The organism is Streptomyces sp. NPDC127129 (genome assembly GCF_042671585.1).
Lineage (GTDB): Bacteria > Actinomycetota > Actinomycetes > Streptomycetales > Streptomycetaceae > Streptomyces.
Genome location: NZ_JBHXTV010000010.1, coordinates 1 through 11,013, shown reverse-complemented (window position 1 = coordinate 11,013; position 11,013 = coordinate 1). Strand labels below are relative to the sequence as shown.

The following is an 11,013-nucleotide window of genomic DNA, read 5'->3' as shown; positions in this document are numbered from 1 at the left end:
CGGTTTTCACCGTCGGTGAGAGCGGATGGCGTCGGCCTTCCGCTCTGCTTTCCAGAGTGACCTCGCCCGTGCGGTACAGGTGCCTGAGAGATTCCGGGGAGGATTTGCTCCTTCGGCGCCTCCGAAAGGTTTCTCCGGAGGACTCTCCCGCACGGTGTCGACAGCCACAGCCAGCCTACCAGCGCGGTTCCCGGACCAGTCGCTCAAGTGGCCGACATCCCAGATGTGCACTTTCGTAGTCCTTGTAGAGCAGTTGCGACCTGTTGGAGGGACCGTGCAGACCGACATCGATCCGCGCAGCCTGATCGGCCGCAAGGCGTACGACCGCGACGGACACAAGATCGGCACCGTGGACGAGGTGTACCTGGACGACGCGACGGGAGTCCCCGAGTGGGCGGCGGTCCGCACGGGACTCTTCAGCCGGGACGCGTTCGTCCCTCTGGAGCCGAGCGAACTGGTCGAGGACGGCCTCCACATCCCGTACGAACGCGCCCTGATCAAGGACGCCCCGGACTTCGGTGTGGGCCGCCACCTCTCGCCCGAGCAGGAGCTCCAGCTCTACCGCCACTACAGCCTGGCCCTCCCGCCCCCGCCCCCGATGGACCACGACTTCGGCCGCCTGGCAGGCCAGGAGGAGACCTGACGCCTCCAGCACCCAGGACCGGGCAAGCGGCCGGGTAGCCACTCGCCCTCGACTTCGCCTGCCCCGCCGACGGCGTAGCACCACCCACGGGTGGTGCGGGTGAACCAGCCCGGCAGAAGGCCGGCCGGGCGCACCCCCTAGGCCACCGCCGCCCCTCCCTCCGCGTCCCCCACCAGCGGCAGCGGCTCCCCCGGCTCCAGCTCCGGGTCGTCGACGAGAAACGTCCGCACCCGCCCCGGCGGCGACTGCGGCTCCTCGAATCGCACGGTGACGCGCCCGACCCCGCTCCCCTGCACCCACCCGGCCCCGTACACGGCATGCCGTACGTCGTTCCCGGGCGCCCATCTCCGCTCGGCGGCCTGCGGCTCCTCCGGCTCGGGGGCCGCCGCGGCCGCCGGCACGTCCTCCACCCCGTCCCCCGGGGCCTCCGGACCCCCCGCTTCCCCCGCCAGCTCCGCCGCCTGAGCGAAGAGATCCTCCTGCGTGTAGTCGGCGAGGCCGCTCACCCCCACGCCGAGCAGCCGCACGCCACCCGTGGTGTCCACGCCCTCCAGGAGCCGCCCGGCCGCCTCCCGCACCACGAGCGGGTCGTCCGTGGGCCCCCGCAGCGTCTCCGAGCGCGTCAGCGTCGAGAAGTCGAACCGTCGGACCTTCAGCACGATCGTCCGGCCCGAGTGCCCCGACGCCCGCAGCCGCCCCACGCACCGCTCGGCAAGCCGCTCCACCTCGATCCGGATCCGCACCCGGTCGTGCAGGTCCACGTCGAACGTGTCCTCGACCGACACCGACTTCGCGTCCCTCTCGGCCACCACGGGCCGATCGTCGTACCCCTGGGCCATTCGGTACAGGGAGGTCCCGTGCGCCCGCCCCAGCAGCCGTACGAGCTCGTCCTCGCCCGCTTCCACCAGGTCGGAGACCGTGGTCATCCCGGCCCGCCGCAGATGCTCCCCCGTGGCGGGCCCGACCCCCGGCAGGATCCGGACCGACTTCGGCCCCAGCAGCGCCCGCTCGGTCCCCGGCTCTATGAGCACCAGCCCGTCCGGCTTCGCCTCCTCGGAGGCGATCTTGGCGAGCATCTTCGACCCCGCGAGCCCCACGGACCCCGTCAGCCCCGTGGTGGTGAGAATGTCCCTGCGCAGCCGCTCACCGGCCTCCAGGGCGCTCGCGCGGTCGTCGGCCACTCCCCCGGCCTCCAGGTCCACGAAGGCCTCGTCCAGGCTCAGCGGCTCCACGAGCGGCGACAGCCGCCCGAGCAGCTCCATGACCTGCTCACTGATCGAGCGGTAGAAACCGAAGCGCGGCACGAGATAGGCCGCGTTGGGCGCGAGCCGCCGCGCCTGGGCCATCGGCATCGCGGAGTGCACGCCGAAGCGCCGGGCCTCGTACGAGGCGGTCGCCACGACCCCGCGCGGGCCCAGACCGCCCACGACCACAGGCTTTCCGCGCAGACTGGGCTTCGCCGCCTGCTCGGCGGCGGCGAAGAAGGCATCCATGTCCAGATGCAGAATCGTCGGCGCGGCTCTCACACGTCCGATGCTGCCCTACGCCACTGACAATCGGCCGCACACTCGTACGGACGCGCCACAGCCGGCAGACGGGTCAGACCGCGCGGTCCCGCCGTCGGCGCGCGAGCTCGTCGCCGGGGTTGTGACCGATCAGGGTCTCGCCGGTGTCGATCCGCTCCCCGTGCAGCTGGGAGAGGGCCGCCTCCACATCGCGCCAGACCACGCCGACCGCGATCCCGAAGACGCCCTGACCGCCCTGGAGCAGGTCCACGACCTCGTCGGGCGAGGAGCACTCGTAGACCGTGGCCCCGTCGCTCATCAGCGTCATCCGCTCCAGGTCGCGGAAGCCGCGGGCCCGCAGATGCTGGACGGCGGCCCGGATGTTCTGCAACGCGACCCCGGTGTCCAGGAATCGCTTGACGATCTTGAGTACGACGACGTCACGGAAGCTGTACAGCCGCTGCGTCCCGGATCCGTACGCCGGCCGCACGCTCGGCTCGACGAGCCCGGTGCGTGCCCAGTAGTCCAGTTGGCGGTACGTGATCCCCGCCGCCGCGCAGGCCGTCGGACCGCGGTACCCCACCGTGTCCGTACCGGCCGCCGCCTCGTCGGAGACGGCGTTCGGCACCGTCCCCGCACCCGCTTCCGCCCCGAAGTCGCCCACACTGCCGTGAAGCGGATACGGACCGCTCTCCCCGGGCGTGCGCCCGAGGGAGCCCCCTGCCGTACCGTCGCCGCTGCTCATCACGCCGACCCTCCGTCCTTGACCTGCCCACACGAAGGTAGGCAGTCGCTCGGGGTGCGTCAACGATCGCCACACTCGGCACGCCGAGTGATAATCACCCTGAGAGTGGTTTCCCGTGCCCCTCTCCGGGGAAAGGCTTTCCGAATGCCCTGACGACACCCCGTGAACAGCGGCCGGATCTCACTGGCTGCTGGACCCGAAGTCCTCGGGGGAGATCTGGTCGAGGAACTCGCGGAACTTCTCCACCTCGTCCTCCTGCTCGTCCGGAATCGCGATACCGGCGTCGTCCAGCACGCCGTCACTGCCGAAGATCGGCGTCCCGGTGCGCAGGGCCAGCGCTATCGCGTCGGACGGCCTGGCGCTCACCTCGACACCGCTGGCGAAGACCAGCTCCGCATAGAAGACACCTTCACGGAGATCGGTGATGCGGACCTCGGTGAGCTCTTGGCCCACGGCTTCAAGGACGTCCTTGAAGAGGTCGTGCGTCAGCGGCCTGGCAGGGGCCATGCCCTGCTGGGCGAAGGCGATCGCGGTCGCCTCACCCGGTCCGATCCAGATGGGGAGGTACCGATCGCCTCCCACTTCACGCAGGAGCACGATCGGCTGGTTGGAGGGCATTTCCACCCGGACACCCACAACGTCGAGCTCGTTCACACAGCAACCCTAGGACGTGCCCGACCGGTTTGGGTAGTCGGGCCCCCACAAGATCACTGCAGCCGAAGTCCGAGCGCGGTCTGGACCAGTGCCGCGTGGAGCCGTACGGAGAGCCCGGCGAGCTCCTTCGCGGTGGCCTCCGCATGGGCTCTGGTCTGCGGATTACGGTGCCGGCGCAGCGGCGCGACCACCTGCTCGACCAGCCCGGCCTCCCGGTCGGCCGCCGCTTTCACCGCCCGGAGATGCCGCGGTTCCAGACCGAATCTCCCCAGATCCGCAACGAGCCGGGCGACGGTGACCGCCTCGGCGTCGTAGCCGCCCTCGGGTCCCGCGGCAATGAGTCCGTACGACTCCCACTCCGCGAGCTCCCCCTCGGTCACCTCGGCGGCGGCCAGCAGCTCGGACCGCCCCACGCGCGCCGCGGTCGGACGGTCCCCCTCCGCCTCCCACGCACCGTCGAGCAGGTCGCGCTGGGGGCTGGGAGCGGGAAGCCTGATCTGCTCACCCCGGGCAAGGGCGTCGAGATGCTCCCGGATGACCTTCAGCGGAAGATAGTGATCGCGCTGCATCCGCAGGATCTGGGCGAGCCGCTCCACGTCCTGCGGGCTGAACTTCCGGTACCCGGAGGCCGTCCGCCGGGGCTCGACGAGCCCCTCGGACTCCAGGAACCGGATCTTCGAGATGGTCACTTCGGGAAACTCGTCACGCAGCTGGTTCAGCACCGTCCCGATGCTCACCAGCCGGTCGCCCGCTGTGGCGGCGCCGTGACCGGCGCCGCCCGTCGGTGTTCGCAGCATGGACCTTCCCTGAAGGCTTCCCCGAGGCGTCACATGCCTCGCTGGCTCGAGTAGAAGACCAGCCGGTACTTGCCGATCTGCACCTCGTCGCCGTTGGACAGAACCGCCGAGTCGATCGGCTCCCGGTTGACGTACGTACCGTTGAGGCTGCCGACGTCGGCGACGGTGAAGCTGCCGTCCTGCGCCCGCCGGAACTCCACATGGCGCCGCGACACGGTGAAGTCGTCGAGGAAGATGTCGCTCTGCGGGTGACGGCCGGCCGTGGTCAGCTCGCTGTCCAGCAGGAAGCGGCTGCCCGAGTTCGGGCCGCGGCGCACGACGAGGAGCGCCGATCCGGCCGGCAGCGCCTCGACGGCCGCCAGCGCCTCGGGCGAGAGGGACGGCAGCGCCGTCTGGCCGGTGACCTCGGCGTCGTACGCCTCGAGGCCGGAGATCGAGATCGTCGACGTCGTCTCGGACGCACGCTCCACAGGCGCCCCGCCCCGCAGCGGCGTGCCGCAGTGGGAGCAGAAACGGCTGTCCGCGGCATTGCGGTGACCGCACCTCGTACACACCGGCATGGACGCGTCCTCCTGCCGCGGCTGACCCGCGGAGGTCTGTGTCGCATACGGGTCGGGGGTGAACCCTCCACCCGTACCTGAGGTTGATGGTTCTCCGAAACCTATGCGCCCGGCACCGGCAGGGTCAACAGACGACGCGCCATGGTCGTCGACCTCGTCACGGAAGAGGGGGCGTTCGCCACCCTGCTCCTCGCTCTGGGCGTGGCGCGGCGCGCGGTGCTTGGCGTTGCCGCCGTCCTCGCGTGCGCTCTTGCCGAACAACTTCGCAAAAAAACTCACGGGCGATTCCCCTTGACCGAAACAGACCCGCCCGTGGGGCAGGACGAACCCTGAATGAACACACCTGCCGACCCGGACATCCTCACAACGTCCGTATCCACCCGACAGTTTCCACCACGCACCATGCTTGTGGTGCGGCGACCCCCCGCAACGTCCTCCCCTTGTCGCGCGGCCGCCATGCGCCCCCGCCTCACTGCGAGGACGACTGAGCGTAGTCAGGCCGCTTCGCAGGTCGCAAGGCATCCACGACGATCTTCTGAGACCGGGCCACGGTCGCGGTGGCCTGCTCCTTCTCCAACGTCTGCACGACGCCACCAGGGATGTTGAGCGCGGGCTCAAGATCCTCGGGCTTGCCGATGACCTTGAAGACGTACGGAGCGGCCACCTTCGTTCCATCGATCTCTATGTCGGATCCACTACCCGTGAAGTAGCTGTCCGCGACGACGCGTACGTCGTTGACCTGAATCGCCTCGGCACCGGCCGCGCGCAGCTCCTGGATGGCGTCGAGCAGCATGTCCGACTCGACCGACGCGGCGGCGCCGCGAATGGTCAGCGTGATGCCCGGGCCCTCCGCGGCGACGGTGCCGGCCAGGATGCCGAGCTGCTGCTCCTTCTCCTGGGTCTGCTTGCGCGCCTCCTCGGCCTGGTCGGAGCTGGACTCCAGCTCCGAGCGCTGGGTCTCCAGGCGCGACGCCTCGTCCTCGAGTCGCTGGGTGCGGTCGTCGAGTTCGTCGAGGATGCGGACCAGGTCCTCCTGGCGCGCGCCGCGCAGCGCGCTGTTGTCGCTGGTGGAGCGGACCTGGATGGCGAGACCGAGACCGAGGACGAACAGCAGCACGGCGACGATCAGTTGGGCCCGGCTCACCCGCGGCGGCCAGAGCCCGGCCGCCAGCCGCTGGCGGCCGGTCAGCGGCTGCTCGGGGGCAGCGGATGCAGCGGGTGCGGAGGGCGCCGCCGGCTCCGCGGGGGTCGGGCGGTCGTCGTCCGGGTTCTCGGGGGTCTCCGGGTTGGTCGCTTCGCTCATCGGTGTCACGCCCGGAAGACGTGCCGCCGGATGGCGGCCGCGTTGGAGAAGATCCGGATGCCGAGCACGACGACGACACCGGTGGACAGCTGCGCGCCGACGCCCAGCTTGTCGCCGAGGAAGACGATCAGCGCGGCCACGACGACGTTCGAGAGGAAGGAGACCACGAAGACCTTGTCGACGAAGATGCCGTCGAGCATGGCCCTGAGGCCGCCGAAGACCGCGTCGAGGGCGGCGACCACGGCGATCGGAAGATAGGGCTCGACCACCGCCGGAACCTCGGGACGGACGAACAGTCCGACCACGACTCCCACGATCAGGCCCAGTACGGCGATCAAGATGTGCCCTTCCCTGTGTCGGCCGTGGCCTGCCCGCTGGGCTTGGTCGCCCCGGCTCCCCTCGGCTCTGCTGTACGTACGATCAGGCTCGGCGCGGCCGGCAGACGCACATCGGTCTCCGCCGAGATACTGGTGCGGATCCCGAAGTTCTCCTGCAGCGCGTGCAGGTACTGCCCGTCGGCGCTGTCCTGGAACGCGGTGGCCAGTCGCTGCCCGTCCCCCACCGCGAGCACCGTGTACGGCGGCACGAGCGGCTTGTTGTCGACCAGTATGGCGTCACCGGCGGCCCGGATCGCCGACAGCGAGGTCAGCCGCTGACCGTTGATCGCGACCGCCTCGGCACCGGACTCCCAGAGGCCGTTGACGACCCGCTGCATGTCACGGTCACGGACCCGGCCGGTGTCGGAGAAGCCGCTGCTCTCGCGCGGACCCCCGCCGCCCGCCTCGGTGTCCTTGGCGTCGTCGACCACCAGCTTCACGCCGGGGCCGTGCACCGGCGTCGCGCCGGAGAGCAGCGCCACCAGCTCGGCCTGGTCGCCGCCGTGCTGTTCCAGCGCCTCGCGCTGCCGCTCACCGACCTCGGCGCGGATCTTCTCGACGTCCTGCTCCAGCTGCTCGGCCGCCGCGGTCTCCGCGTCGATGCGGTCGATCAGCTCCTGCCGTTCCTTGGCGACGACCGGCGCGGAGATCCGCGCCTCGGCGGCGCCCACGGTCACCACAGCGGCGGCGAGGACGAGGCCGGCCGCGAGCCCGAGCTTGGCCCGGAGCGTACGGGGCAGACCGCCGCCCTCCGCCTCACGCCGGGCCGAGGCCTCCGCGTACCCGTCGTCGAGCGCGTGGTCCATCACGTTGTTCAGCAGCGACATGGACGCGTCCGGGCGCGGGGGTGGTGTTCCTGTGCTCCGAACGGGGTGCTGCTGCGACATGCCGCACATCGTCGCACGTCGGCGCCGCTACCGCCGAATGGCCCCACCGGTGAGCCGGGCGGCGTAGGACGGACACCACCCGGCTCACCTGTCCCATCGGTCTACTGACCTGCGCTGTCGACCACGCCCGACCACTCGTCGAGGAGCGCCTGTGCGGACGCGTCGTCGGGCCCCTCGGCCCACAGATGAGTGACGGCCTCGGCCGGGTCCGGCAGCACCATGACCCAGCGGCCGTCGGTCTCCACGACCCGCACGCCGTCGGTGGTGTCCACCGACCGTTCGCCGGCCGCCTCCACCACTCGGCGCATCACGAGCCCCTTCACGGCCCACGGCGTCGGGACGTCCCGCTTCAGGACGTGTGCCCGCGGGATCCGGGCGTCGATCTGGCTCAGCGTGAGCTGGGTCCGCGCCACCAGACCGATGAGCCGTACGAAGGCGGCGGCACCGTCGAACACGCTGGAGAACTCGGGAACGATGAACCCGCCCCGGCCGTCCCCGCCGAAGATCGTGGTGTCCTCCCGTCCGACCCTGGTCAGATCGTCGGGTGAGGTCGTCGTCCACTCCACCTGTGTGCCGTGGTACGCGGCGACCTGCTCGGCGATCCGCGTCGTCGTCACGGGCAGCGCCACCCGCCCCGAACGCCGCTCGGCGGCCACGAGGTCGAGCATGACGAGAAGCGAACGGTCGTCCTCGATGATCCGGCCCCGTTCGTCGACGAGCGACAGCCGCTCGCCGACCGGGTCGAACCGCACCCCGAACGCGGCACGCGCCGAGGCGACGATCTCCCCGAGCCGCACCAGCCCGGCCCGCCGGGTCTCCGCCGACTCCGTGGGCCGCGCCTCGTCCAGGCCCGGGTTGATCGTCAGCGCGTCCACCTGGAGGCGGCCGAGGAGGCTCGGCAGAACGAGCCCCGCGCTGCCGTTGGAGGCGTCCACGACGACCTTCAGCCCGGCCTCCGCAACGCCCGAGGTGTCGACGTTCCGCAGCAGCGAGCCGGTGTACGAGTCGAAGACGCTCGCCGGGAAGGTCAGGTCCCCGATCTCACCCGGGAAGGCCCGCCGGTACTCCTGACGTGCGAAGACCCGGTCCAGCTTGCGCTGCCCCGCCTGCGAGAGATCCGCTCCCCGCTCGTCGAAGAACATGATGTCCACGGAGTCCGGAACACCGGGCGAGGTCCGCAGCATGATCCCGCCCGCGCTTCCCCGGGCGGTCTGCTGCCGTGCGACCGGCAGCGGTACGTTCTCCAGGTCGCGTACGTCGATCGCGCTGGCCTGCAGCGCCGAGATCACGGCCCGTTTCAGGGCGCGGGCGCCCCGGGAGTGGTCACGCGCGGTGGTGACGGTGGACCCCTTCTTCAGCGTCGTGGCATACGCCCCCGCGAGCCTCACGGCCAGCTCGGGCGTGATCTCCACGTTGAGGATCCCGGAGACACCACGCGCACCGAAGAGATGTGCCTGGCCACGCGACTCCCAGATGACGGAGGTGTTGACGAAGGCGCCGGCTTCGATGGTCTTGAAGGGGTAGACCCGTACGTTCCCCTGAACGATCGATTCTTCGCCCACGAGACACTCGTCGCCGATGACGGCGCCGTCCTCGATCCTGGCCGCCCGCATGACATCGGTGTTCTTCCCGATGACACAGCCGCGCAGATTGCTCTGCTGGCCGATGTAGACGTTGTCGTGGACGACGGTCTTGTGAAGGAACGCGCCACTCTTGACGACCACGTTCGACCCGATGACGCTGTGCTCGCGCACCTCGGCACCGGCCTCGATCTTCGCGTAGTCACCGATGTACAGCGGCCCTCGCAGGACTGCGTCGGGGTGTACCTCGGCGCCTTCCGCGACCCAGACGCCGGGCGAGATCTCGAACCCGTCGAGTTCGACCTGGACCTTGCCTTCGAGCACGTCGGCCTGCGCCTTGACGTAGCTCTCGTGAGTGCCGACGTCCTCCCAGTAGCCCTCGGCGACATAGCCGTAGATCGGCTTGCCTTCCTTCATGAGCTGAGGGAAGACGTCACCCGACCAGTCGACGGAGGTGTCGGCCTGGACGTAGTCGAAGACCTCGGGCTCCATCACGTAGATGCCCGTGTTCACGGTGTCCGAGAAGACCTGTCCCCAGGTCGGCTTCTCCAGGAATCGCTCGACCTTTCCCTCCTCGTCCACGATCGTGATGCCGAATTCCAGCGGATTCGGCACACGGGTCAGACAGACGGTGACCAGAGCGCCCTTCTCCTTGTGGAAGGCGATCAGATCGGTGAGGTCGAAGTCGGTGAGCGCGTCACCCGAGATCACGAGGAAGGCGTCGTCCTTCAATGCCTCCTCGGCGTTCTTCACACTCCCCGCTGTGCCGAGCGGTTTCTCCTCGTTGGCATACGTGAGCTCCATCCCGAGTTCCTCGCCGTCACCGAAGTAGTTCCTGACCAGCGAGGCCAGAAACTGTACGGTCACGACGGTCTCGGTGAGTCCGTGCCTCTTGAGCAGTCGAAGGACGTGCTCCATGATCGGCCGGTTTGCCACCGGCAGGAGAGGCTTGGGCATGCTCGAGGTCATGGGGCGAAGCCGTGTTCCTTCGCCACCGGCCATCACGACGGCCTTCATGTCGGAAGCGTCCTCCTTGAAGAGACGACGGTCCTGCCGACTTCACCTGCCCGCGCAGTGGGCCTCGGGCGTCCTCGATCGTGCCGGCGACACTGCACGGCACAGGACAGACGGGCTCAATCGGCCTCGGTATCCGCCTTCACGAGTCGACGGACCTGGACCACGTAGAGGATCCCTGCCCACCAATACAGAGTTGTACCCCATCCGGCGAAGGCCCACCCGAAAACTTCGGCGAGTGACGAAAGCCAGCCCGTTCCGTCACTGAGCAGCAGCAAGGGGAAGGCGTACATCAGGTTGAAAGTCGCAGCCTTCCCCAGGAAGTTCACCTGTGGCGGCGGATAGCCGTGCCTGCGGAGGATTCCCACCATCACGAGCAACATCAACTCGCGGGCGAAAAGCGCGGCGGTCAGCCAGAGCGGCAGGATCTCGCGCCAGGTCAGCCCGATGAGGGTGGAAACGATGTACAGCCGGTCGGCGGCCGGGTCGAGCAGCCGGCCGAGGTTGCTGATCTGGTTCCAGCGCCGGGCGAGCTTCCCGTCGAGATAGTCGCTGACACCGCTGAGCATCAGCACGAGCAAGGCCCAGCCATCACTGTTGGGCCCACCGAACACAGGTCGGAGAATCAGCCACAGGAAGAGCGGCACGCCAACAAGGCGAGCCATGCTCAAGATGTTGGGGATGGTGAGGACCCGGTCCGTCTGAACGCGAGTCTCCTGGACCTCCACCCGGGGGCCTCCTGTGGGGGAACGTGCCGATGATGCCCCCTGACCTTACCTTCAGCCGCGGCGACGAGATGCACAGGGGTCGTGCGCCTGTTCGTGAACGCAAAAATGCCTCAACCCCCGGACGAGGTCCGGGGGTTGAGGCTAAAAATTGTTCGGCGGCGTCCTACTCTCCCACAGGGTCCCCCCTGCAGTACCATCGGCGCTGAAAGGCTTAGCTTCC

Annotated in this window: 11 protein-coding genes and 1 riboswitch; of the genes, 1 reads left to right on the top strand and 10 read right to left on the bottom strand. The window is 69.4% G+C overall.

The annotated features are described in order from the left end of the window. Positions 1 to 61 precede the first annotated feature (61 nt). Positions 62 to 160, bottom strand: a riboswitch (glycine riboswitch). A gap of 114 nt (positions 161 to 274) precedes the next feature. Then, positions 275 to 643: a PRC-barrel domain-containing protein gene (locus tag ACFVGW_RS19970; protein WP_383229449.1), complete on the top strand. Its 369-nt coding sequence runs from the start codon at positions 275 to 277 to the stop codon at positions 641 to 643. A gap of 137 nt (positions 644 to 780) precedes the next feature. Here ACFVGW_RS19970 and ACFVGW_RS19965 read toward each other — a convergent pair whose 3' ends face one another. From ACFVGW_RS19965 to ACFVGW_RS19920, 10 genes are all read right to left on the bottom strand, one after another. Continuing rightward, positions 781 to 2,169, bottom strand: coding sequence for a DNA polymerase IV (locus ACFVGW_RS19965; protein WP_385852916.1), 1,389 nt, complete (start codon positions 2,167 to 2,169; stop codon positions 781 to 783). Between the two features lie 73 nt (positions 2,170 to 2,242). Next, positions 2,243 to 2,893, bottom strand: coding sequence for a MerR family transcriptional regulator (locus tag ACFVGW_RS19960; RefSeq protein ID WP_383229446.1), 651 nt, complete (start codon positions 2,891 to 2,893; stop codon positions 2,243 to 2,245). Between the two features lie 180 nt (positions 2,894 to 3,073). Beyond that, a complete protein-coding gene (locus tag ACFVGW_RS19955; protein WP_158985224.1) occupies positions 3,074 to 3,547 on the bottom strand; it encodes a bifunctional nuclease family protein in 474 nt (157 codons plus the stop codon). 53 nt (positions 3,548 to 3,600) lie between these two features. Then, on the bottom strand, positions 3,601 to 4,344 hold the full coding sequence (locus ACFVGW_RS19950) for a MerR family transcriptional regulator (RefSeq protein ID WP_352189528.1): 744 nt from the start codon (positions 4,342 to 4,344) through the stop codon (positions 3,601 to 3,603). Between the two features lie 29 nt (positions 4,345 to 4,373). Beyond that, a complete protein-coding gene (locus ACFVGW_RS19945) occupies positions 4,374 to 5,291 on the bottom strand; it encodes an FHA domain-containing protein (protein WP_352189538.1) in 918 nt (305 codons plus the stop codon). An 82-nt stretch (positions 5,292 to 5,373) separates the two neighbouring features. Then, positions 5,374 to 6,207, bottom strand: coding sequence for a DUF881 domain-containing protein (locus ACFVGW_RS19940; RefSeq protein ID WP_385852915.1), 834 nt, complete (start codon positions 6,205 to 6,207; stop codon positions 5,374 to 5,376). A 5-nt stretch (positions 6,208 to 6,212) separates the two neighbouring features. After that, positions 6,213 to 6,545: a small basic family protein gene (locus tag ACFVGW_RS19935; protein ID WP_158985233.1), complete on the bottom strand. Its 333-nt coding sequence runs from the start codon at positions 6,543 to 6,545 to the stop codon at positions 6,213 to 6,215. Continuing rightward, positions 6,542 to 7,471, bottom strand: coding sequence for a DUF881 domain-containing protein (locus ACFVGW_RS19930; protein WP_383229441.1), 930 nt, complete (start codon positions 7,469 to 7,471; stop codon positions 6,542 to 6,544). Before ACFVGW_RS19930 ends, ACFVGW_RS19935 begins: the two co-directional genes overlap by 4 nt. Positions 7,472 to 7,572: 101 nt before the next feature. Continuing rightward, positions 7,573 to 10,068: a sugar phosphate nucleotidyltransferase gene (locus ACFVGW_RS19925; protein WP_385852914.1), complete on the bottom strand. Its 2,496-nt coding sequence runs from the start codon at positions 10,066 to 10,068 to the stop codon at positions 7,573 to 7,575. Between the two features lie 116 nt (positions 10,069 to 10,184). Beyond that, entirely contained in the window at positions 10,185 to 10,793 is a 609-nt protein-coding gene (locus ACFVGW_RS19920; RefSeq protein WP_260227174.1) for a CDP-alcohol phosphatidyltransferase family protein, read from the bottom strand. Between the last annotated feature and the right edge of the window lie 220 nt (positions 10,794 to 11,013).